Here is a 24,319-nt window from a genome sequence, read left to right on the forward strand (position 1 = left end):
GGGAGTGTAGAGATACACTCAACATAAATACGTAAGTAAAGAGCGCTACTTAATAACCGATGCGCACTGTTTAACTAGCCATTAACTTGAGTTAAAAGCGTTGGTATCACTTCTAGAAATGTCATTACGACCGTTCGAGGGGACTCCATTTCATCCTGGGCGCCATTAAATGCCAGCACGATGCCTGTAGCAGGCTCCCCAACAACAACTTGTCCATGAATGCCAATAAACGCTAAAAACTTATGGCTACCTACATTGAATGTTCTGATTTGGTCTTTGTACCAGGCATCTGGTGCCAACTTTGATTCCTTGCTGTACTTCCATGCACTGCGGACTTCTTCATTCCCCTCAATCAAGCTATTGACAAATTTCTGAGGAATGATCTGTTCACCATTACGATTCTTACCATCATTGACAAGTATATCCATCATCACGGCTACATCTCGCGTCGTTGCATTCAGACCTCCAGAGCCAACCGCTTCACCATTAGAGTTAGACTGTAGATATGCATCGCTAGCAAAACCAGCACGCTTCCAAATCAGCTCCTCCATCACATCAGCAAGTTTCTTACCCGTGACCGACTGCACTACCATGCCTAGCATTTCGGTATTAATGCACTGATAGTCATAAGCCTGTCCTGTTGTTACATCATCACGAGAGCCTACCAGTGCTCCAAAATCGACAACTGACTTTAATTGAGGGTACTTATTAGGCCCATTCCATTCTTGGACATTTGTCATTCGATCATCCCAAAGCTTGCCCTCAGAAAACTCAATTTTGATTCCCGAACGCATATCAGCAACTTCTTGAACAGATGCCTTTGCATAAGCCGGTGATGACTTTAATTCTGGCAAGTAGCGAGTGATTGGAGCGTTCATATCGACTAGTCCTTTTTCAACCAAAATTGAAAGTGTCATCGATGTAAACGACTTAGTAATGCTCATCATTAGGTGTGTTTGATCTTTATCCATACCTGACCAATAGTACTCATCAACTAATTGCCCGTTTTTTAAAATGACCAGAGATTCTTGATTTAAGCGATCTCGGATAATCACAGATAAAGGATGAACACCATCAACATCACGAGCCGAAAAACTATCTAAGTCAAACCCTTTCGCATCGCCAAGGTCATGAACAAACGTGCCTTTTTCCATTTTCATACTATGCGTAAAACGATAAGCATTTTTCATGGTGAGTTTTGCTGCTTTGCCTGAATCCCAATTATCCAATGTAACACCCACTGTTGCGGCTGTATCGATGAAGTCTCTATCTGGTTTCACTAGCGTCGCTGCCTGCGCTCCAAATGTAGTCGAAAGAGCAATTGTGGTTGCAATAATGGTACTTTTCATGGGTACACCCCTTAACTTTGAAACTGAAAATAATCAAAAATTCAACGTTGAATCATTATGGTGTAAATCATACCAATTAAGAATCACAATTAAAACCTCCAATATCAAATTCAAAACTTAAAACCTTAATTAGATGGTATTTTAGTGATATGTGGTTTCACATTTGAAACGTTAGGCGAGAACATGGTCACTTGTGATACAAAACAGCAAGTGTTGGTATAAGCTTTATCACCATCATTAACGGTCTTCTCACTTTAAATGACGATAATGAGTGCCCGTGCTCTCTTCGCTTAATAGCGAGAAGTTTACTTAGCTAGATTTAAGCAAAAAAAAAGCCGCACAAGGCGGCCAATCATGTTATCGTCATCAAGTTGATTTACTCATAAACAGTCAATTAAAATATTGAATTAATGGGCTTTATATAAATTTCCTAAGCCGTATGGCCCGCAATAACACCACCATACAATGCGTGACATAAAGTGATTATTCATCATTGCGCAATGCCTCCAACCTATCAAAATCGACAAACAAAGTACTTATACGAGTTTTACCTTGTACGTATCCAAGTTCACGTAACTTAGTTACTGCTCGGCTTACCGTTGCTTGTGTATAACCGAGCTCTTCCATGACTTGTTTTTGTTTAAAGCTGCACAACCAAGAACCTGAACTCGCATTGCTCGCAAGCCAACCAAGCACTGTCTTTTCTGAGCGTTCTAAATCGTTTAGCTTTCCCCAAATATCAAAAATCATGTTCTCTCTCTACAATACGAATAATCACAAATTAAACCAATGATTTATATGACAAATCTAAATCATAACGTAACAGATTAGGCAAAGGCTCACGCTCTCTATGTCGCTCAATCATTATGGATAGAAATCACTCCGGTCTGGACGTTGCTTTGTTTCACATTTGGACAAGAGCTCTCAACATAGTTGCTCTTATCTGTCATTCCCCAGATCGCTAGCATTATTATCATTAATGAAACTGACACCAAAACTCTCACAGAGCCTCCCTAAACTCGTAACGGCCTATCGTTAGCAATAAAGCTCGCTCACTTAACTTGCTCTACATTAAATGCATAACCATAAGACCCGTCGTAGTAATAGCTTTTTGCGTCAGTCAGCTTAACGTTTATCCCTTCTTTTTGGGCATACTCCATCGCTGCTTCTTCTGCATTTTCTTCAGTAATATTCGTTGTAAGAAATGCAAATGGTGACCACGCAGTGTCCATTACTAAAACACGGTTATCGTTATCACGGGATGCATGGATGTTGATTTCAAGTCCGTTTGAAGCTTTATGTTCAACTCTTTCCGACATATCAAATGCAGAAGAAGTGACGAAACTATCAACGCTTGCAGCAATATGACCAATACCCGGATTAGCTTGTACAGTGCCAGCGATTGCAGAAGTAGCTAGAATTGATGCGATGATTAATTTTTTCATGTTTGATTACCTTTAAGTAAATTTAAGTTCGCTACTGGTATCAATCAGTGAACATCGAGTCACAACTAAAACTTAACTCACCACTCTTGAAACCACAAAAGCGATGTTAGCAATCAATTATGATTAATGCAATACCTTTTTTGAAATTAATTTGAGCTTGGAATTTCATTTTTGATTCATTTGTAGTTTAAAACACTGTTTTTAAAGCAGGTTGGACATCCTAACTCAACTTTTAGTCTCAATGATGGATTCAAATCTCAGCAATGTGATTAATCCGCGTACAAATGTTTTCACCAGAACCTGACATTAGTTCGACATTAACCAACTAAATTGAACGATATATTCATGTTTCGTTCATGTTCGAGACGCTAATCTAAGCACATAGATTGAAAGAGAGGTCATATAGATATGAATCGAATTATTGTTACAGCATTAGCATTGGTTACTGGCTTTTTTACCTTGGTATTTAGCCTAATCATGGCGATTCCATTGACCATCGCTGCACTAATTACTGGCAAACGTATTGAAAAACGCATGAAACAGATGCAACAAGAAGTGCATCAAGAATATGAATTCAATACAGGAAAAGCCGATGCGATTGAAGGCGAGTTTGAAGAAGTGCGTCGCTGATCGTAAACCACTCCCTATGTTCCTGAGCACAAATCCTTGCTAACGCCCTATCTTATGATTCCAGATAGGGTGTTTTTTTATCAAGCACAGTAAGCTATCCGTCAGTCAACAAGTTATCACTCATACTCAAAAGGCGACCAATGCGGTCGCCTTTTGAGTAATGCAGTTATTGGAATTGGTATTCTCTTTGAGAATCACTAAATCGTCACGACAACGCGAACCGCTAGTAACATAAGCACAACTCCCGAAAGTCGATCAATCAATACCGCTTTAGAGCGAATGCGTTCAACGACTCGTGAATTAGAGAGTATCAACGTTATGAACGTATACCATAAGCCATCAACAACAAAAGGTGTAGCGACAATGATCATCTGATTGCTTAAATCATTGCCAAGCGCGACAAATTGACTAAATAGTGCAATAAAAAACAGTGCGATTTTCGGACTTAAAATGGAAATTAAAAATCCCTCTCGCGCAGATTGGAGCACCGTTGTTTCCTCACCCGATGCCAACTTAGCGGCTACACCACCTTTTGAACGTAACGCATTGAACCCCAAGTATGCCAAATAAGTCGCACCTGCTAGGCTAATGCCTTTAAAAAGCAGTGGACTTTGTTGAAGCACAACCGCTAAACCAACCAAAGTGATGAACGCATATATACCAATACCGAAAGCGTGCGCCCAAGCCGTGGCTAAACCATTAATACGCCCACCAGCAAGTGAATGCTTGGCAACAATCGCTAAACTAGGTCCCGGCGACATTGCGCCTAATAAACACACAGTAAAAAGTGATAACCAAACGGTCAGTGTCATAATAATCTCTCCCTCTTTGCGCTAATCTAACAACAAAGACGGTATAAATAGAAATCAAAGTTATTCATAATTGCCATGATTTAAAATCATATCTTTAGTGAACATGGTTGAACGAACATGGCTGAACGAACATGCTTTAGTGAACATAGCTTAATGGACATAGCTTAATGAACATAGCTTAGTGAATCGAATACTCAGAAATTTGCATAACGGCACGAATCTCTTCTCGTACCCATCTATGTGCAGGATCGTTGTCATATTTAGGATGCCACATCAACCAATATTGATGTACAGGTGTCTCTATAGGCAATGCCTTATGAACTAAATCCCAATGTTTCGCGAGATTAACCGCAATATGCTCGGGCACCACCATCAAATGCTCACTCGATACCAAGCGTTGAACTGCAACTGAAAAGAAAGGCACCTTGAAAGTAATATGACGCGCATAACCACGTGCTTTTAACGCTAAGTCCGTACTGGAGTCTTTATCCCCACCGCCAGTCACCTTAATGTGCGAGTAAGCCGTAAGATCCTCAAGGCTCATCATGCATTTAGCAGCCAAAGGATGAGTAGCTTTCATAAGACACACCGATGAGTCGGAACCAATATGAATGCTTGATACGCCTTGTGGTTTTTCTGGATACATGGAAGACGCAATATGGATGCCGGTCTCATGCAATTTATCCAAAAAATCGGGTTGCCACAGTCGATAAGCCATATCCAATTGAGGAGTAAGATCGCTCAAGTGAAAGGCGATATCGGGCAATACGTATTGAGCCACATAGTCACTCGACGCAAACACCAACTCTCCTTGCCAATCAGAGGGTTCAAACGACTTGTCATCCAATAGATGATCGAACTCAGAAAGCAGTGCATCCAGCTTTTGTTTTAAAAGCAAAGCTCTTGGCGTCGGAATCAATTGGTTTCCGTGCCGAACCAATAAAGGATCACCACATAATACACGTAACTGAGCTAACTGACGACTTACTGCGGATTGTGTTATGTGTAGTCGCTCGGCCGTTTTACTCACGTGACACTCTTCAAGCAACACATGCAAAGAGCGTAACAAATTTAGGTTAATATTATTCAGCACGTTCTACCCATTTTGTACGCCAATCTGCCGCTTGATACTCGTCTGGCCAGTACTCAACTTGTTTACAAATCAGTCCATTTCGAACTGTATGAAATGTAATCGCACGATCTGAACGAACACCATCACTCACAATCACATCGGTGACCACTTGCTCCCCCTCACCGACAATACGCTCTACCTTAAAGCACCACTTCCCATTTGAGGGATAAGCAGAGTTCAATTCAGCAAAGTTCTTTCTGCCGCGTATCACTTCTTTCGTGAGCGGCCAAATCACATCACAATCTGGGGTAAGGTACTCCGCTGCTGCATAGAAGTTATTACTTTCCATCGCTTTCCAAAAATTTAAGACAACTTCTTTCTCTGTCATTGAGATCACTCTCTCCTTGATACTTCAAACGCTGTAAGTGACATCAGCGGCCACTTAGGTATAACTCCGTCTTTTCTCTCTAGCCTATGAAAGGGAGCATAACGTAGATTTTCAATCCTAAGAAAATTTGAGTAAAAATAATGCCAGTCAGATCAACGGACTGGCATTACTTATTGCTTATTACTTATTGCTTATTACTTATTACTTATTGCTTATTGCTTACACGATTATTATTTGATTAACCATGCCTACTTACGCTGTTTGTACTTTTACGCGGAAGAACATCGCATAAAACAGTGGGATGACCACCAGCGTCAGAATCGTTGCAAACAATAAACCAAACATGATTGTCACCGCCATGCTCTTGAAAAATGGATCAATCAACAATGGGGCGACACCAAGAATCGTGGTAAACGCACCAAGCAACACTGGACGAGCACGACTCAGCGCTGCGTCGATGATTGCCTGATAAGGTATTTTCCCATCGCGAATCTCCACATCAGCCTGATCCACCAATACAATCGCGTTCTTCACCATCATGCCGATTAGGCTCAAAAATCCGAGAATCGCCATAAACTCAAACGGCGTCTGGAAAATCACCAAGCCGACTGTCACGCCGACAATGGCTAATGGTGCAGTCAACCAAATCACCAACGGCTGACGAATGGCGTTAAACATAAAGATAACCGACAAAATCATCGCTGCGAACCCGTATGGTGCAGAAATAACAAGGCCCTCATTAGCATCTTTTGAGGCTTTATATTCCCCATACCATTTCAGTTCATAGCCAGATGGCAGATCAATCGCTTCAATTTGGCTTCGAACTTGATTGAATGCATCTGCTGTCAATACGCCTGGCGCAGGATCCGCTTGCACGAGAATAGTCGGCATTCGGTCAATTCGACGGAGAATAGCATCTTGGTAAACGACATCAACAGAGCCGACCACTTGGCTAACCGGAATGAAAGCGCCTACTGTTGGGCTGAAAACTTCCGTGTTTTCGATTGCACGTTGATGATTACGCTCGCTTTCTGGAGCTCGGACCACAATAGGAATGAGATCGTCACCCTCGCGATACACACCAACATTACGCCCCGTCAACGTTTGAGCAATCGCTTGGTTAATTTCCATCGTTGTCAGACCATAGCGCTGCGCTTCCTCTGCAGAGTATTCTGGTTGAAGCACCGGAACTTGTTGACGCCAGTCATCCTGAACCGCGATCAAATTTGAGTCCGCGAGCATAATTGCTTTCGCTTGCTCTGCCAGCTGACGTAATACCGCACTGTCTGGGCCTTTGAATCCCGCTTCTATTTTTTTACCGCCGCCACGACCTAGCATGAATTTCCAAACTTTAATTGATGCGTCTGGATATTTCGCTTCAAGCTCGCTTTGTAGCTCACCTAATAAAGGCGCGATTTTGGTGTAGTCGTCGATATCAATGAGCAACTGGCCATAACTAGGGTTACGAGCTTCTGGTGCGTAGGTCAACATAAAACGTAAACCACCACCACCGATGAAGCTGGTAATATTCGTGATGCCCTCTTTAGCTTTAACGTCTTGTTCAATACTTGCTATCACAGATTCAGTGCGTTTAATGTCTGACCCTTGTGGTAAGTACACATCGACCACAAACTGAGGGCGTTGAGACTCAGGCATAAAACCTGGCGGTACAAACTTTACGCCCCAAATAGCGGCAACCATCATTCCTAACAATAATACGCAGCTAATAATGCGGTATTTCAAAACCCATGCTAGCAACGCTTTATAGCCGCTCACGATTCGGCTCGGCTTTTTATCTCCACTTATTGCTTTCACTTTAAGGAAATCATGGCAAAGCATTGGCGTAATCGTCACGGCAAATACCCAACTCAATAGCATCGAGTATAAAATTACCCAAAATAGCGAACCTGCGTACTCCCCCATGTCCGATGGCGATAAACCAATGGCACTAAACGCACAAATACCGACAATGGTTCCACCCAAAAGCGGCCATTTAGTTGCATCGACGACTTCAGACACCACCGCTTTACGGTCGGCCTCAGGATCTTGCTGCAAACGAACTAAGATACCGTCAGTTACCACAATCGCGTTATCCACTAGCATACCCAGCGCAATGATCAGGGCCCCTAATGAAATGCGCTGCATGGCGATGTCTTCTATCAGCATGATGCACAGCGTCCCTGCCACCGTTAGCAGAAGTACAAAACCGATAATGACGCCAGATCGAACTCCCATGAACAGTAGCAATACGACAAACACAATCCCAACCGCGGCAATCAAGTTGTCGATAAAGTTCGCCACCGATGCCCGAACAGAATCCGACTGCATAGAGATAATGTTCAACTCCATACCTAAAGGACGTTGGTTGTCTAATTCAGCCAAGCGTGCCTTTACTGCATCACCCATATCAACCACGTTGCCGCCAGAGACATTGGAAATACCAAAGCCCACTGCTCGCTCGCCGTTGTAACGCATCAGCATGGTTGCGGGTGTTTTATAGCCGCGAGTAATTTCAGCAATATCACCTAAACGAAGAACGGTGTTGTTATTCCCTAAACCAATTTGTAGGTTTTTCAGATCCGCAACAGAATCAATATTCGAACTTGGGATCACTGGAATACGCATTTCATTGGTTTCAATACTTCCAGCGACTGTCACTACGTTTTGCTTTTGCAATACCTGAAACACTTTTTCCGCCGATACACCGAACTTAGCTAAACGCTCACTCGATATTTCAACAAAAATCGTTTCTTGCTGCTCTGCCAGTGTCGCGGTTTTTGCAACACCTGGCACCAAAACAATCTCGCGGCGCAGTGTATCGACATAATCTTGCAGTTGCTTATCGCTGAATCCCTCCCCCGTGACAGCAAAGAACAGTGCATATACATCAGCAAAGTCATCATTCACGATAGACGGCCCAGAACCTGGCGGAAGCATACGTTGCGCATCGGCGACTTTCCGGCGAAGTTTGTCCCAAACCTGTTGAAGTTCAGCAGCGCTGCCAGCAAACTCGAGTTTGATCTCTACGGTGACCTCAGACATTCCCTGCATCGAGACCGATTTCACTTCTTTGACTTCTTGCAAAGCCTGAACCGCACCCTCAATAACATCCGTCACTTCATCGGACACTTCCTGTGCGGTTGCACCTGAGTACGGTGTCACAATAACGGCCTGACGGATCACAAACTCAGGGTCTTCAAAGCGACCAAGTTTCAGGTAGCTGATATAGCCACCTAACAAGGTAAGCGCGATCAGCACCCAAACACTGGTGCGCTTAGCAATGGTATAACGTGCAATGTCCATCATTACGCTCCAGTGCGGTCATCGGTGTAAGGGCGCACTTCCATGCCCTCTTTCACACTGGATACACCAGCAATGATCACCTTTTCTCCGGCCAATAGATGATCGGTCACAATGATGCGATCTTTGTTCAATGCACCAATCTCGACGTAACGTTTTTGTGCTTTGTTGTCACTGCCCACCACCCAAACAAATTGCTTGCCTTGGTTGTCCGGCACAATCGAAGTCAACGGCAGCGTAATTTGCTGATCTTGTTCGGTGTTAGCACTGGTAACGGGTAATACTTTTACCGCCATTCCCGGCAATACATGGAAGCCATTTAGATTCTCAAAGCCAAGTACGACTGGATACGCTTGAGAAATCGGATCCGCGACAGTTGCAAAGGTACGCAAACTCAAAGGAAAAGATTGCCCCGGAATGGACGATATCTCAGCAATAGCACGAGTCTCATCCTTACCCGAAAGCATGACTTTGTGAGGGATATGAATGACAACCTCTAGATCATTAAGATCATGCACGGTCAATATCGGTGCATTCGCTTGTACTTGCACATAGTTATCAACGAGTTTGCGACCAACAATACCGTCAAAAGGTGCAAAAATCTGGGTATATTCTAAACGGCGAGTCGCATCTTCAACGCGGGTACGAGCAAGGTTGTAACGTGTTGTAATTGCATCAAGATCAGCTTTAGAAATGGCTTGGCTTTTCTTATACACCGCTTGTGCGCGTTCGTATTCAAGCGAAACATTCTCAAACTCTAGCTGCGCAGAAATCAGCGAATTTTTCGCATCACGAGCATCTAAAGAAGCCAACAGCTGGCCTTTGGTTACCTCATCCCCTTCCTTAACTGGAATATTGGTCAGTTTTCCTGACACCTGAAACGCTAAGTCGGCACGTTCCGCTGCGCGCACGATACCATTAAAGCTTAAATCCGCCGTTCGTTGCGTTGTAACAACTTCGACAAGCGCCGGTTTAACCACTGGTAAAATGGGAGCTTGTTGTGCTTCATTACCACACCCGCTAAGGCTAAGAGAGGATATTAAAAGTGCTGATATCGCACTCAATTTAAGAGCTTTTTGGCCAACTTCAATAACGACCATAGGAATTTCACTCCAAATACGTGACCACTTGTTTTTGTGGCGCACAGATAATTAACAATGATACTTGAGGGTAAACTTATGAGTTTATTCTAGAGTCTCTTTTTGGACGGGTAAACTTATAAGTTTACCAATTTGTGTCAATTTGTTAGATTGCGCATAGAACCGTTAGATTTCATATAAATACTCAGGAGGGAACCCGTGGCACTATTAGAAGAAAAGCGGCTAGCGATCATCGCAGCGGCAAAAGAAGAGTTTATTGAGCACGGTTTTACTGGGGCAAACATGGATCGAGTTTGTACATCAGCCGAAGTTTCGAAACGCACTCTGTACCGCCATTTTAAAAGTAAAGACGTGTTATTTGAGTCCATACTTGGCATCATTAAATCATCGATTAATGAAAGACAGAGCTACCCGTTTGATCGTCAAATAAGTATTTACGATCAACTCGTTAGCATCACACGCAATGAAGTTGAAATTCTTTACCATACTTATGGTATTCCTTTCACACGTGTCATCATGTTCGAATTTTTACGCCAACCAGAATTGGCGCAACAAATAATCGCTAAGCTTTACCGCTCTAAAGCGTTGACGGTATGGTTTGAACAGGCTCAGCAATCAGGGGCAATTAAGCACATCAATATCAGTTTGCTTTCTGACACCTATTCAAGCATTTTCAATGGGTTGTTCTTGTGGCCATCAGTCTTCAATATGCAAGAGCTGCCAACCGAAACCGAGATTGAACAAAAAGTGGAACATTTGGTGTTCGTTATTACCAGCACTTGCGAAGCGGCCAACACTAACCCAAATCTGACGTACAATGAATAAGTGCTTTGGGATCATCGAAACAAATTGGCATCAACGAAATAAATTAGATAGCCGCTTAATTAGGCTATCTATATCCTCTAACGCGACATTGCCATAACCCAACACAGCACCTTGCCAATCTCGTGTACGAAAATCAGCATGTTCATAGTAGCTTATTGGTCTGAGAATGATACCCTCAGCCTTAGCACGTAGCGCCCATTCATGTTCGTCGAGCCCACTTTGCCATTTCAACGTAATATGCAATCCTGCAGCTTGGCTAATCACTCTTACTTTGCCGGCAAAGTGCTTTTCAATGGATTTGCACATTTGTTCATGTTTCATCTTATATAACCGACGCATCTTGCGAATATGACGAAGCAACGCTCCTTCAACAATGAAATCCGCCAATGCTTCTTGGGTATGAGTTGGAGAATCACCACTTAATGCATCCTTAACCACCAAACAATCGTTCACTAAACTTTCTGGAACGACGAGATAACCTAGCCTCAACCCATTAAACATAATCTTGCTAAACGAACCCACATATAGTACTCGGTCATCTCGTCCCATCTGAGCCGCCAAGCCTTGTAAACTGGTGTGGGGCCGATGCGCAAATTGAAACTCACTATCGTAATCATCTTCAATGATCCAACGCGATTGCTTAACTGCCCAATTGATAATACACCCTCTTTGCTCTGTGTTGAGTGTGGTTCCCATCGGGTATTGATTACTAGGGGTGATGTATAAAGCATCCGCATCACTAGAAGTCACATCATCGACATCAAAACCCACTTTTTCTTGCACGAGCAATGGCTCAAATTGATAATTCTGAAACTGGATTAGCTTTCGCATTTGCGCGTAACCCGGCTGCTCCATCAGCACTTTATCACCTTGTTTGAGCACAACCATACTCGCAATAGACAGCGCCTGCTGCGCACCAGAAGTAATAATAATACGCTCTGGCGTACAATTAACGGAACGACTTGACGCAAGATAGTCTGCCAACGCACGTCGAAGCGCCTTGCTACCTTGGATATCTTGATTCCCTAATAAGCAAGGCCGGGATAAATGCCGCGAAAGGTACTTCTGCCACAGAGAGCTAGGGGACATGGCCAGATCAGGCACACCTGGCGCGAATGCTCGATTAACATCAGGATCAAGCTTGAGTGCGAATACCGATTGAGTTTGCTGAGGTTCTAGCGAACGTCGGTCTGACAAGTATAAGTCTGGCAGCTCTACCGCTACATAAAAGCCGGATCCTTTCTTACTGATTAGATAACCCTCTGCCACTAACTGCTCATAAGCGGCTATCACCGTATTCCGGCTTATATTTAATTCTTGTGAGAGTTTACGTGTTGAGGGCAACTTGCCGTTTTTCGCCCACAAACCTTTTACAATTTTCTCTCGTATCGCAGAAAATAATGCCTGCTGACGTGTACCATCATCGTGTTTTAAGCACAGATCACCGATATCAATCAAATGCAAAACTGGATCCATCCATGAGTTAAAAGTGGCACTCCTTACGCTACCAGTTACGCGATACATTGCAATCAAAGATTGAGGCACATCAACCTCGACTCAAACGCGTAAGGAGAAAAAATGCTATCAAATACAAGTCGGACAGAAGTTAAAAAAGCCGCCCACAAAGCGGTATTGGATATGGAGCATTTGCATGCCATCATTGATGAGAGTCTTATCGCTCACATTGCGATTATTAACGAATCGGGCCCTATCGTGATTCCAATGTTAGCTTGGCGCGTCAAAGAGCATATCTACATCCACGGCGCCAACAACAGCCGCTTATTACGCTCACTTAAAGATGGCATGCAAACTTGCTTAACATTCACCCTATTCGATGGTTGGGTACTGGCTAGAAGCGCTTTTCATCACAGTGCTCATTATCGCAGCGCTGTTGTTTTTGGGCAGTTTGAAAAAGTCGAAGACAATCATGAGAAAAACCGATTACTCAATCACTTTATTGAACAAATCGCGCCAGGACGAACACAAGACATACGTTTGAGCAATGAAAAAGAACTTGCAGCCACTATGCTCCTGCGCATGCCACTAACGGAAGCCTCGGTAAAAATAAGTAACTTTGGCGTGAATGATGATGCGGAAGACGTAGACAAGCCAATTTGGGCAGGGGTGCTGCCCTACAGGACCGTAGTCGGCCCTCTACAAGCATGCGAAGATTTATACGATGGTATTGAGCAACCAGACTATCGCAGCGCTTACTTTAACCGCTGGCAAGAGTGAGTATGCTACGAGAACAAGCTTTTAAAAAATACATAAAAAACCTTTAGTTGCCTACAAACATCTGTCAGTTTTCAGCCCTCAGCAAAAACTGTTTAGGGGTAACCCCTCGGTGCTTTTTAAACATCCTATTAAAGCTGGTGACATTGGTATACCCCAAACGAGTGGCAACGTCGCTTACCGCCACTCCTTTGTTTAACCACTCTACGGCAACATTGCTAAGCACATACCCTGAAATGGTCGAAAAATTAAGTCCCAACTTTTGTAAACGGCGCTGAAATTGCTGCTCAGACAACCCGAGAATGTGCGAGACTCGTTCTAGGGTTGGCAGCCCATAATGTCGGCTGTAATTCACGACTTCGTATATAACTTTCAACTCATCTTCCGGATCAGGCATATTAAGCAAATCATCCAAGTCCGAAAAGCTCATGGCAAGTCTGCGTTCTTCACGGTAAAGAACTTGTCTAGTGGCAAGCCTATCGTGGCTCTGCAACCACACCTCCGTTTTCGGCTGATTCCACTCCACATCACAACCAAAATACGCTTTGTAGAGTTCATTATTCTGCCTAGAACCCGACAGTTTCACTCGCAATGGCTTGTAATCTTTTCCTAAAAATTCTCTTAGGATCTTCACCATAAAAACAGCACTACGAACGCTTTCATGTACCTTGATATCAGCATCAATAAAAGGGTTGTGATACGTCCATTTTAAGATATTTCCTGACTGAGCCCCGGCAAAAAATGCTCCTGACTGCAAATTGCTCACACCATAATTGACACGACGAATCGCACTTGCAAGGTCATTGCCAGAAAACAACCAACGCCCAACTGGCCCAAGTTTTAATATGTCGACGTCACGTAACAAGTTCAGCACCAAATCAGGATCACCACTCAATTGCTCGATGCGCCGATACCACTCATTGATCACCTTGAGGGGAATCAACGTCATCGGATTGTGGAAGACCGTATCTGGAATACCAAGCTCTTTAGGCGTCAATTTGTACTCTGATAGCGCGTGAGTATGCAGATTAAGCACTCCCATTGCGCGAATAAATCGAACTGTTTTCATGACCAATTACATCAAATAGAACTTAATTATGACTGAATTTGTCACAAAACATCACTTATTTCAATTACAAAACACAATACACATTCAGTTTTATAGAGGAGCATTAAATGAGTTTACTGAGTGTCCCATTTGTCGGAACAGGCGCAGACACCGCTTTGCATGTGGTTGCGGCTGTTGTTTTAATTGCTAGTGTCGCTGGCGCATGTTACGGCTTTTGGAAAATCCATGAACTACCAATCAATAAGGCACACAGCAAAGATCACCACCAAATTGGACTCATCACCGCCCTCACATGGATAGGTTTTGTCTGGCACTGGGTATGGGTGTTAGCCGTGATTTTTGCATTCGTTGATATGGAAAAAGCCATCATCAACCTGCGTGATACATGGAAAAGTAAGCCGCAAGCAGACGCACAACCACAAGAGGAGGCGTAATGTTAGAAGGTTTAGCGGTTTGGGCACTCTTTATTTATTTGCTTCGTTTAGTCGGCATGCCTTGGAACAAAGGCACTAAGGCATTCTCTTACCTTGGTGGTGTCGGTTGGTTAATGTTCGTTTGGGTTGGTTTGATCAACTTTACGCCAATGGACTTATCAGGTGGTTCCGTTGTGCAGTCACCGCATATTCAATTACGTCCCGACTCCACCACCGTAAGAGGTAAAGTCGACCATATTCATATTGAGCCAAATCAACAAGTAGAAAAAGGTCAGTTAATTTATGAACTTGACCCAACCCAATATGAAATTGCATTAAATCAGGCAACAGTTTCAGCGGATGCTGCGCAAGTGGCATTAGAAACCGCTCGTGGCGATATCGAAATTGAAGAAGCCAATCACGAAGCGCTTGTACAAGATCTAGAAACGTCAAAGAGCCAATTAGAAGCAGCCAAAATTGACTACACATTGCAGAAAAAGATGTTGGACCGCTACGTAGAGCAAAACCGTGTAGTACAAAATACCATTACAGAAAGTGATATCGACAAACAAACCAGTGCGGTGGATATGGCTCACCATCATGTTCTGACACTTGAATCTCAAATGAAAAAGAAACAAGTGGATATCTCACGTGCAAAACTGTCCATTCACAAAGCAGAGCTCGCCGTGGAGACAAAACAAGCCGAACTGCGTCAAGCGAAAGAGCAGATCGCAAAAGCGCAATGGGATTTGAACAGCACCAAAGTGTACGCGCCGAGCGATGGTTTTGTTACGAACTTTATCCTGCGTGAGGGACAACGCGTTTCAACAATGCCTCGTATTAACATGTACACCAACGAAAAGTATGTCCTGATGCGCGTCAACCACCAAGCGATTCGCAACATCAAACCAGGTCAGCCTGCCGAGTTCGCATCGTCAGTTTACCCAGGGAAAATATTCTCAGCGACCGTTGAAGGCATTGTCGAAGCAACAGGTGAGTCACAAGGAAACCTGCTTGGCTTAGACGATTCAGTACGCATGACAACTGGCAAGAACTTGCAGAACAAACATCACTTTGTACGTTTAAAAATTGATGAGCCAGAAGACTACGACATTCCCGTGGGCTCGGTCGGCCTTGCATGGGTAAGCGGTGAAAAGCCTATTGGTTTCTTATCCTTCTTAGATGCAATCCGAGGTATCATCATTCGAATGAAGTCCCAACTGTACTTCTTCTACTCTATCTAACTTCACTAACCGCCAGTTATGCTGGCGGTTTTCTTTTGATTTGTATCCGTGCACGTATTTTTCCGTATAACTGATAGCAAGTAATGTATAACTGATATTAAGTAACGTACAACTAGTCGTAAGTAACGTATAACCAGTCGTAAGTAACGTATAACCAGTCGTGAGTATACAACGGAGAAGATTCATGTCGGCAAAGGAAAGAAGCCTACCTACCCATCGAATTTCAAGATTTGGAAAGTTCGCATCGTTAGCGACGCGTGTGGCTGGTAATGTGATTGCTGAGGGTACAAAACAAATCGCCAAAGGCAACAAACCCAATACAAAAGATCTGTTGCTGACACCGAAAAATATCACCCGCTTAACCGAACAACTCGCCCACCTGCGTGGCGCAGCCATGAAACTGGGACAAATGCTTTCCATGGATGCGGGTGACATGCTTGAGCCAGAACTCGCTGATATTCTCTCCCGTCTTCGCTCTGATGCTGATCCTATGCCAGCAAAACAATTGAACAACGTCATGGAAAACGCTTTAGGTTCAAATTGGAAAGCGGAGTTTCTCTCATTTAACTTCAAGCCCATTGCGAGTGCATCGATCGGACAAGTACATCAAGCCTACAGCGATGCTGGCGACAATCTCGCCGTCAAGGTACAGTATCCAGGCATCCGCAAGAGTATTGACAGTGACGTTGACAATGTCGGCACACTGCTCAAGATCGTAGGATTAATCCCTGAGTCTGTCGATTACAAAGGCCTGCTTGAAGAAGCAAAAAAACAACTTCACGATGAAGCCGATTATGTGCGCGAAGCGCAATTTGCCACTCGCTATTATGATGTATTGAAAGATCACCCTCACTTTGTTGTGCCAAAGATCCATACCGAAAGTTGCTCAGATTCCGTGCTGGCCATGGCGTTTATAGACGGTTGCCCTATCGAAAGAATCGAGCACTATGACCAAAGCACGCGTGATTTTGTCATGTACAGCTTGCTTGAGTTGCTGTTTAGAGAATTGTTCGAGTTCAAGATGGTACAAACCGATCCGAATTTCGCCAACTATGTGTTTAATGAAAATACTCGCCAAATAGGTTTATTAGATTTTGGAGCAACGCGTGAATACAGTGAGCGATTTAGTACGGGATACCGCCACGTGTTTTTATCGGTCGTAAACCATGACGAACAAGGCTTGAATGATGCATTGGAACAAATTGGATTCTTTAGTCAAACCATCATGCCTGCACAACGAAAGGCAATTCTTGATTTAGTGAATATGGCATGTGAACCAATGCTGGTTGATGAACCTTATGACTTCAAAGCCAGTGGTCTAGCGCAGAAGTTACGTGAAGCTGGCACCATATTGAGCATGGAGCAGGACTACTGGCATACTCCGCCCGTCGACGCACTCTTTCTTCACAGGAAAATTGGCGGCATGTATTTGCTGGCTGCCCGTATTGGCGCTAGAGTCAACATTCAACAATTGGTTATGCCTTACCTTGATTTAGATGCTTCAAAAAATGGCCTTTAAGCACTCCCTAATTGCAGGAATGTGCACAAGAGCGTCAACGCTATGCACAAGAATTTACCCGTCAATTAAAGGTTGGGTATAAAAGCATCACTTCCACCTAAATTCCGTACATTCTGACGGGCAGGCTATTGTTTTTCTGTGGCTTTCAAGTACCTTGGACAACTGTCAAAAGAATAACCAGACTGTCGGGGTACTCGGTGAGTAAGTTTCAAGACCTCTCCACTCTAATTGAACAAATTGTAAAAGCAGAAGAAGCAGATCGAGTTACCGCTTTAAACGATTCTATCGAATTCGGCCTAGAGCCAGGTTCGGTCGCATTGATTCTAGAAGCGTTCCCAATTGAAGAGCGTGTGCGTTTATGGCGTGCCCTACCTCTTGAGCTTCATATTGATGTTTTAACAGAAATGCGTGCAGAAGTGCGCCTTTCCATCATTGATGCACTATCAGAAGTTGAGCTGAAACTCACATTAGCAAAACTCGACAACTTGTCGTTGATCGAATGGGCAGATTCGCTACCAGAAGAGTTCATCAATGAAGCCTTAGAGCTTATCGAAAAAGATGAACTTGAGCTCTACGATCAAGCAAACGAATACGAAGACGAAGAGTTAGGCCGCTGGGCTGAACGTAAAATCATCACACTTCCATTTAACATCACCGTAGATAAAGCGCGCCGTTTGATGGAACGTTACAGTTACGATACGCCACAACAGGTTTACTTAATCAACCGTAAGAAACAGTTTCGCGGAGCTGTGAACTATTACGAAATCTTGCGTAGTGAGTCTGATACTCGTCTAAAAGCTCTCGCCATCGAAAATGTCACCACTCTCGATAGTAAAATGGAGCTACCTGAAGCAGTCGAGGCACTTGAGCACAGCTCGTTACCCGCCTTACCCGTTACCGATGCCGATCAAACTTTGATCGGAGAAGTAGATTGGCAGTTTGCTTTAAGTACACAACGCGAAATTTACGAAGCACGCTTAATGGCGGGTACCGGTATGGATGAAGGCGATGACTTATTCGCTCCCGTACTAAAAAGCTCACAAAAACGTGGCGTATGGCTCGGCATCAATTTGCTCACCGCAATACTCGCATCCGTTACCATTGGCATGTTTGAGGATGTGATTACGCAAGTCGTTGCGCTTGCCGTATTGATGCCAATTGTTGCCTCAATGGGGGGCATTGCAGGCAGCCAAACACTGACACTGATGGTCCGAGCAATGGCTCTCAATCAGATCACGCCGGGTAACCGATTTGCATTACTCAAAAATGAACTTGGTATTGGTTCACTTAACGGCCTACTTTGGGCACTGATCATTGGTGGTTTAGCTGGGCTTTGGTTCCAATCGCCAATATTGGGCGGGACAATAGCGCTGGCGATCATTGTTAATATTATTACAGCCGCGTTGTTTGGTGTGTTAATTCCTATCGTACTGGACAAACTGGATCTGGATCCTGCACTAGCGGGCTCGGTTATCTTAACAACGGTCACAGATGTGGTCGGCTTTTTCGCATTTTTAGGTACCGCAAGCCTCGTCATGCTGTAAAAATACGATACAACATTGAACGAACCTCTGTGCCAATCGCGCTCATTCGATTGGCACTTTTTTTTTGCGCTCAGTTCCTCAGAGCACTTTACGACCTACTTTCCTCCTTAACTGTTTTGCACCAACTAAGGATAGCCAGCTTCTCTGGCAACACTTTGCAACCGATTACAAGATAATTTCCCCAAATAAAACCACAGCAAATAGCCACTTAATGCAAAAAGCAGTAGATAACACTCATAAGAACAAGTAAATTTCGTTTTTTTTGTTCAAAAGACAACCAAACCAAACTAACACCCAAAGTAACCGTTTGCCTCATGCGCATAGAATAGAAAAAATTACATATAGAAATACAAACATGATGATTAAATCAGTTTCCAAACAAAATAAGAAAATTGAACCTCTGATTTAAAGTTTCTAGCAGCTGGAACAATTATATGAAACTTTTTTAAATCAAAAATTAAAAAATAAACCGTTGTTTTAATTAAACTTTAAAAACAAAAACTTCAAAGCAAACGGTTTAATGACAAAAAACTCATTGACTATGAGATTTACATCACGATAATACGCGCCGTTTACCCAGATTTTGTGGGCAATAACTTATTTTTTTATTTTTGTGGAGGTAAAAATGGCTGCAGACAATAACTACAGTCTTGGACCGGTTCCTAACACCGCTAGAAAGGGTGTTGCTTCATTAACCATGGTTATGTTGGGACTCACGTTTTTCTCCGCAAGTATGTGGACGGGTGGCTCGCTCGGTACTGGCCTCTCTTTTAATGATTTCTTCCTCGCTGTTCTCATTGGTAACCTCATCCTCGGCATTTACACTTCTTTCCTCGGTTACATCGGCGCTTCTACTGGTCTTTCTACTCACCTCCTCGCTCGTTTCTCTTTTGGCTCTAAAGGCTCTTGGCTTCCTTCCGCACTTCTTGGTGGAACGCAAGTTGGTTGGTTTGGTGTCGGCGTCGCCATGTTTGCCATTCCAGTACACAAAGCAACAGGCATTGACACCAATACACTCATCATTATCTCGGGTCTGCTAATGACCGCGACGGTTTACTTTGGCATCTCTGCGCTTATGGTTTTGTCTGCTATCGCCGTTCCAGCCATTGCATTGCTAGGTGGTTACTCAGTAGTAGAAGCGATAAACAGCATCGGTGGCGTAGCAGAGCTACAAAAAGTACAACCTGCTGAACCAATCGACTTCTCTGTTGCATTAGCGATGGTAGTAGGTTCATTCGTTAGCGCAGGTACGTTGACCGCCGATTTCGTGCGATTTGGTAAAAAGCCAAAAGGTGCCGTAATCGTGACAATGGTGGCATTCTTTATCGGCAACTCACTCATGTTCATCTTTGGCGCGGCAGGCGCTTCAGTGACTGGTCAATCTGATATTTCAGAAGTGATGATCGCACAAGGTCTTCTTATTCCAGCTATCATCGTTCTTGGCTTGAACATTTGGACAACCAATGACAACGCGCTATACGCATCTGGCCTTGGTTTCTCAAACATTACTGGTCTACCTAGCAAATACATCTCAATGGTGAATGGCTTAGTCGGTACTTTGTGTGCACTCTGGCTTTATAATAACTTTGTTGGCTGGTTAACATTCCTATCGGTTGCTATTCCACCAATCGGCGGGGTTATCATTGCGGATTTCTTCATGAACCGTAAACAATACAAAAATTTCGAAGCTGCGCAGTTCCAAACCGTGAACTGGGCTGGCATTATCGCAGTAGCAATTGGTGTCGCAGCGGGTCACTTCCTACCTGGAGTGGTTCCGGTTAACGCTGTACTAGGCGGCGCAATCAGCTACCTGATTCTCAATCCTATTCTAAATAAAAAAACACTGGCACAGCAGCCAGCGTAAGGAACCATCATGACAACACTATTGATCAAGAACGTAACGCTAAAGGGACAGGAAGGTCTCCAGCAAATTCTGATTGAGGATGGTCAATTCAAGCGTATTGAAGACAATAATGTAGAGCTTAATTACACAGGTGACGTTCTTGATGCAGAGGGCGGCATGGCTGTTGCCCCTTTCTGTGAACCGCATATTCACCTAGATACAACACAAACAGCAGGTGAACCAAGCTGGAACATTTCAGGTACCCTTTTTGAGGGCATCGAACGTTGGGCTGAGCGCAAAGAAATGCTGTCGATTGAAGACGTAAAAACACGCGCAAAGCAAACCCTAAAATGGCAAATTGCTAACGGTGTGCAACACGTTCGCACTCACGTTGACGTTTCTGACCCGACTCTTATCGCGCTAAAAGCGATGGTTGAAGTGCGTGAAGAGATGAAAGAGTGGGTAGACATTCAAATCGTTGCTTTCCCGCAAGAGGGCATTCTCTCTTATCCAAACGGTAAAGAGCTACTAGAAGAAGCCGTTCAGCTTGGTGCAGATGTTATCGGTGCAATTCCTCACTTCGAATTCACTCGCGAGTACGGCATCGAATCTCTGCATTATGTGTTCGAATTGGCACAGAAATACGATCGCCTGATTGATGTTCACTGTGACGAAATCGATGATGAGCAATCGCGCTTTGTTGAAACACTGGCTGCGCTAGCGCACAAGTTCAACATGGGTCACAAAGTAACCGCTAGTCACACAACGGCAATGGGCTCATACAACGGTGCATACGCATCTCGCCTATTCCGCTTGCTTCGCATGTCAGGGATCAACTTCGTTGCAAACCCGCTAGTGAACATTCACCTACAAGGGCGCTTCGATGATTACCCGAAACGTCGTGGTGTGACTCGTGTGAAAGAAATGCTGAATGCAAACATCAACGTGTGTTTCGGTCACGATGATGTATTTGACCCTTGGTACCCACTCGGCACAGCAAACATGCTTCAAGTGTTGCATATGGGCCTACATGTGTGCCAAGTAATGGGTTACGACCAAATCAACAATTCGCTTGATCTGATCAGTACAAACTCAGCGCGCACACTGAATATTCAAGACAAACACGGTATTGAAGCGGGTAAACCTGGTAGCCTGTTGATTCTTCCGGCTGAAAATGGCTTTGATGCAGTGCGTCGCCAAGTACCAGTGCGTTACTCAGTACGTCACGGTAAAGTCATTGCAGAAACACAGCCAGCAACCACGCATATCCACCTTGATGAACAAGAGCAAGTGACTTACAAACGTTAATTGAACCAACGTTTCAATGGCTCACACTTAAAACGAAAAAAGGGTCCGACTAATCAGACCCTTTTTTTATTTTTTGATTTTTTGCGTAAGTTGCCCAAGACAACTCAATACGTTTCTCAACATAGACGTTGTACTTCCGAGGTAAACAACGTTGCCTTGTTTATCAATGATCGCAGGTACAACTTTTAAGCCTTTCATATCTGCGCCACCCTCTACCAACTTACGCTCTAGTTCATATAAATCCTGCATAATTTGGACTCATTTTATAATTTTTCTTTACGTGCGCATGCTATCCCTCTAATGAGGTATAAATCTTGATAGAGATCATAAAATTTTTATCCTTTACTTTTAAATTCATCGATTGTTGACTCGAACGCACCCAAGTTGGTCAAGAACCAATCATCGTGTAAATGTAAGTTCTACCAACCATTTTTATCTTCCCACCTCACAAGGACTCAAGCTGATAACTAGCGGTTATCAGCGAGATAAGTGGATTACAATCAAACACTGTTCAATAATACCCCCGAACCAAACATCTCGGAGTAAATACATGAACACTTTTAACAAAACTACTTTGGTCGCTGCGTTATCTCTTCCCCTACTTGCAGGATGCGTGACTCCGGGAGAAGACGATCCAAATGCATTAACCAAACAGGGGGCTGCGGGTGGCGCACTATTGGGGTTAACGATGGGTGCACTAACGGGTGATGCCGATCTCGCTGTAAAAGGTGCTATTGCGGGTGGCGTTACTGGTGGTGTCGCTGGTGCGAGTGCTGATATCCATAACAACCGCGACAACATTCGTCACGATAGCCGTAATGACGCGATTGGTGCAATTGGCGGTACGCAAAACACCACGAATACACCTCAACAATGGCAAGAAATCGACAATTTTGTCGGCAATTGGAATGTGAACATTCAAAACCACAACCGAGATTTTAAAGGCTTAACTGGTTTGTCTGCACAGGGCTCGCTCGCAAAAACAACCGAAGCAAATGTCAAAGTGACGAATACACAAGGTGTCGACTTAAATGCCGCATTCACATTCGATTCGCAGTCAGGCTACCAACTAACACTGACCAATGAAGCAAAGAACGTCTCTGTCGCATTCGCGGGTGAGCAACAAACGCAGACCAGTCGTTACAACTTCTACCCTGTGAATATTAACGATGTCATTTATCAAGGCATCCCAACAGGCGATGTCCGTGTTGAGCTTGGTTTTGCTGGTCCTAATGTTTGGACTATCGACAGTTATGCTTACTTAGATGGTTCAGAGCAAAAAGTGCAAACGTTCCGTTTTACCCGAACTCAATAATTCATTTTTCGTCGTATCACAACCTCACAATAACAACGTCTCTTTTGGCAATTTTAGAAAGGCTTAGGCATACTGAGTACCCTGTACTCCACATTGTCTAAGCCTTTATTTTTCTGGCCAATTTATGACCCAATCTGCCCCATTAGATCTCAATAAATTTGAACCGCTGTTGTTGCAGTTCATGAAGCAAGAAATGCAAACCGATGCGGCGCACGATCTTAGCCATGTCCTTCGTGTCGTCAAAACAGCAAAGCAACTTACAAGCCAAGAGTCGGCGAACCTTGCGATTGTATTACCAGCCGCGTATCTACATGATTGCTTCACGTACCCTAAAGATCATCCCAATCGTAAACAAAGCGCTTCTCTCGCGGCCAAAAAAGCCCTATCGTTTTTAAAAAGCATTGGTTATCCAACCCAATATTACGACGCGATTGCTCATGCGATCGAAGCACACAGTTTTAGCGCCAATATAACACCAACCACATTAGAAGCTCAGATAGTGCAAGACGCAGACCGACTTGATGCACTTGGCGCAATTGGGGTCACACGCTGCATTCAAGTTAGCACTCTGTTTAATGCCAAACTTTATTGCGACGAAGACATGTTTGCCAAGCAGCGAGCATTAAACGACAAGCAATTTACTATCGACCATTTTCAAACCAAGCTGTTTAAAATTGTCGATACCATGAATACACGATCCGCTCATGAAGAGGCGCTAAAGCGCAAAACATTCATGCTTACCTATTTAGAACAATTAGCGGATGAAATCGAATCGCGTGATGAAACACAAAGTTGATCAGACAAAACGCCAGGATATAAATCATCAATGAACTGTCCGTGAGTTGAATAGAAACGCCACTTGTTACAAAAAGAGTGCTTGATTTGCGAATTTACTGACATACGTTAAGTAT

The 24,319-nt window shown here is 43.7% G+C and carries 21 protein-coding genes and 1 pseudogene; 11 read left to right on the forward strand and 11 right to left on the reverse strand.

What is annotated here, in order from left to right; genetic code table 11:
• Positions 1-74: 74 nt before the first annotated feature.
• The 3 genes from VA249_RS19015 to VA249_RS19025 form a co-directional block, all read right to left on the reverse strand.
• On the reverse strand, positions 75-1,349 hold the full coding sequence (locus tag VA249_RS19015; protein WP_221070330.1) for a serine hydrolase domain-containing protein: 1,275 nt from the start codon (positions 1,347-1,349) through the stop codon (positions 75-77).
• 483 nt (positions 1,350-1,832) lie between these two features.
• Positions 1,833-2,099 carry a MarR family transcriptional regulator gene (locus VA249_RS19020; RefSeq protein ID WP_221070331.1) on the reverse strand — a complete coding sequence of 89 codons (267 nt, stop codon included), beginning with the start codon at positions 2,097-2,099 and terminating at the stop codon, positions 1,833-1,835.
• 302 nt (positions 2,100-2,401) lie between these two features.
• Positions 2,402-2,794: a hypothetical protein gene (locus tag VA249_RS19025; RefSeq protein ID WP_221070332.1), complete on the reverse strand. Its 393-nt coding sequence runs from the start codon at positions 2,792-2,794 to the stop codon at positions 2,402-2,404.
• A gap of 408 nt (positions 2,795-3,202) precedes the next feature.
• Here VA249_RS19025 and VA249_RS19030 point away from each other — a divergent pair, with 408 nt between their 5' ends.
• A complete protein-coding gene (locus tag VA249_RS19030; protein ID WP_221070333.1) occupies positions 3,203-3,424 on the forward strand; it encodes a hypothetical protein in 222 nt (73 codons plus the stop codon).
• 197 nt (positions 3,425-3,621) lie between these two features.
• Here the strand turns inward: VA249_RS19030 and VA249_RS19035 are convergent, their stop codons facing one another.
• From VA249_RS19035 to VA249_RS19055, 5 genes are all read right to left on the reverse strand, one after another.
• Positions 3,622-4,236 carry a LysE family translocator gene (locus VA249_RS19035; protein WP_221070334.1) on the reverse strand — a complete coding sequence of 205 codons (615 nt, stop codon included), beginning with the start codon at positions 4,234-4,236 and terminating at the stop codon, positions 3,622-3,624.
• Positions 4,237-4,414: 178 nt separating this feature from the next.
• Entirely contained in the window at positions 4,415-5,329 is a 915-nt protein-coding gene (locus tag VA249_RS19040; RefSeq protein WP_221070335.1) for a LysR family transcriptional regulator, read from the reverse strand.
• Complete coding sequence (locus VA249_RS19045; RefSeq protein ID WP_221070336.1) at positions 5,319-5,696, reverse strand: nuclear transport factor 2 family protein; 378 nt, start codon at positions 5,694-5,696, stop codon at positions 5,319-5,321. Before VA249_RS19045 ends, VA249_RS19040 begins: the two co-directional genes overlap by 11 nt.
• A gap of 252 nt (positions 5,697-5,948) precedes the next feature.
• Complete coding sequence (locus VA249_RS19050; protein ID WP_221072240.1) at positions 5,949-8,999, reverse strand: efflux RND transporter permease subunit; 3,051 nt, start codon at positions 8,997-8,999, stop codon at positions 5,949-5,951.
• A gap of 2 nt (positions 9,000-9,001) precedes the next feature.
• Complete coding sequence (locus tag VA249_RS19055; RefSeq protein ID WP_221070337.1) at positions 9,002-10,096, reverse strand: efflux RND transporter periplasmic adaptor subunit; 1,095 nt, start codon at positions 10,094-10,096, stop codon at positions 9,002-9,004.
• Between the two features lie 198 nt (positions 10,097-10,294).
• Here VA249_RS19055 and VA249_RS19060 point away from each other — a divergent pair, with 198 nt between their 5' ends.
• Positions 10,295-10,921 (forward strand): TetR/AcrR family transcriptional regulator, encoded by a 627-nt coding sequence (locus VA249_RS19060; protein WP_221070338.1) that lies wholly within the window; start codon positions 10,295-10,297, stop codon positions 10,919-10,921.
• A 30-nt stretch (positions 10,922-10,951) separates the two neighbouring features.
• Here VA249_RS19060 and pdxR read toward each other — a convergent pair.
• A pseudogene (gene pdxR / locus VA249_RS19065) lies at positions 10,952-12,401 on the reverse strand (MocR-like pyridoxine biosynthesis transcription factor PdxR).
• 98 nt (positions 12,402-12,499) lie between these two features.
• Between pdxR and VA249_RS19070 the strand changes: the two are divergent.
• Complete coding sequence (locus tag VA249_RS19070; RefSeq protein WP_221070339.1) at positions 12,500-13,156, forward strand: pyridoxamine 5'-phosphate oxidase family protein; 657 nt, start codon at positions 12,500-12,502, stop codon at positions 13,154-13,156.
• A gap of 64 nt (positions 13,157-13,220) precedes the next feature.
• On the opposite strand, the gene VA249_RS19075 is transcribed toward VA249_RS19070, so the two are convergent.
• Entirely contained in the window at positions 13,221-14,222 is a 1,002-nt protein-coding gene (locus tag VA249_RS19075) for an AraC family transcriptional regulator ligand-binding domain-containing protein (RefSeq protein ID WP_221070340.1), read from the reverse strand.
• A gap of 107 nt (positions 14,223-14,329) precedes the next feature.
• Here VA249_RS19075 and VA249_RS19080 point away from each other — a divergent pair, with 107 nt between their 5' ends.
• The 6 genes from VA249_RS19080 to VA249_RS19105 all read left to right on the forward strand — a co-directional run bounded on the left by VA249_RS19080 (position 14,330) and on the right by VA249_RS19105 (position 22,093).
• The gene (locus VA249_RS19080; protein ID WP_221070341.1) at positions 14,330-14,656 is read left to right on the forward strand and encodes an MFS transporter; all 327 of its coding nucleotides are present in this window, start codon (positions 14,330-14,332) and stop codon (positions 14,654-14,656) included.
• Positions 14,656-15,879, forward strand: a complete 1,224-nt coding sequence (locus VA249_RS19085) for an HlyD family secretion protein (RefSeq protein ID WP_221070342.1) — start codon at positions 14,656-14,658, stop codon at positions 15,877-15,879. Before VA249_RS19080 ends, VA249_RS19085 begins: the two co-directional genes overlap by 1 nt.
• Before the next feature lie 184 nt (positions 15,880-16,063).
• Positions 16,064-17,398 carry an ABC1 kinase family protein gene (locus VA249_RS19090; RefSeq protein ID WP_221070345.1) on the forward strand — a complete coding sequence of 445 codons (1,335 nt, stop codon included), beginning with the start codon at positions 16,064-16,066 and terminating at the stop codon, positions 17,396-17,398.
• Between the two features lie 197 nt (positions 17,399-17,595).
• Positions 17,596-18,942 (forward strand): magnesium transporter, encoded by a 1,347-nt coding sequence (locus VA249_RS19095; protein WP_221070347.1) that lies wholly within the window; start codon positions 17,596-17,598, stop codon positions 18,940-18,942.
• Positions 18,943-19,567: 625 nt separating this feature from the next.
• The gene (codB, locus tag VA249_RS19100) at positions 19,568-20,806 is read left to right on the forward strand and encodes a cytosine permease (RefSeq protein ID WP_221070350.1); all 1,239 of its coding nucleotides are present in this window, start codon (positions 19,568-19,570) and stop codon (positions 20,804-20,806) included.
• 9 nt (positions 20,807-20,815) lie between these two features.
• Entirely contained in the window at positions 20,816-22,093 is a 1,278-nt protein-coding gene (locus VA249_RS19105; RefSeq protein WP_221070351.1) for a cytosine deaminase, read from the forward strand.
• A gap of 66 nt (positions 22,094-22,159) precedes the next feature.
• Here VA249_RS19105 and VA249_RS19110 read toward each other — a convergent pair whose 3' ends face one another.
• Positions 22,160-22,342, reverse strand: coding sequence for a hypothetical protein (locus VA249_RS19110; RefSeq protein ID WP_221070354.1), 183 nt, complete (start codon positions 22,340-22,342; stop codon positions 22,160-22,162).
• A gap of 301 nt (positions 22,343-22,643) precedes the next feature.
• Here VA249_RS19110 and VA249_RS19115 point away from each other — a divergent pair, with 301 nt between their 5' ends.
• Positions 22,644-23,408: a hypothetical protein gene (locus VA249_RS19115; protein ID WP_221070355.1), complete on the forward strand. Its 765-nt coding sequence runs from the start codon at positions 22,644-22,646 to the stop codon at positions 23,406-23,408.
• 124 nt (positions 23,409-23,532) lie between these two features.
• Positions 23,533-24,204 carry an HD domain-containing protein gene (locus VA249_RS19120; RefSeq protein ID WP_221070357.1) on the forward strand — a complete coding sequence of 224 codons (672 nt, stop codon included), beginning with the start codon at positions 23,533-23,535 and terminating at the stop codon, positions 24,202-24,204.
• The last annotated feature ends 115 nt before the right edge of the window (positions 24,205-24,319 follow it).

Source organism: Vibrio alfacsensis (assembly GCF_019670485.1).
In the GTDB taxonomy this organism is placed as follows: domain Bacteria; phylum Pseudomonadota; class Gammaproteobacteria; order Enterobacterales; family Vibrionaceae; genus Vibrio; species Vibrio alfacsensis.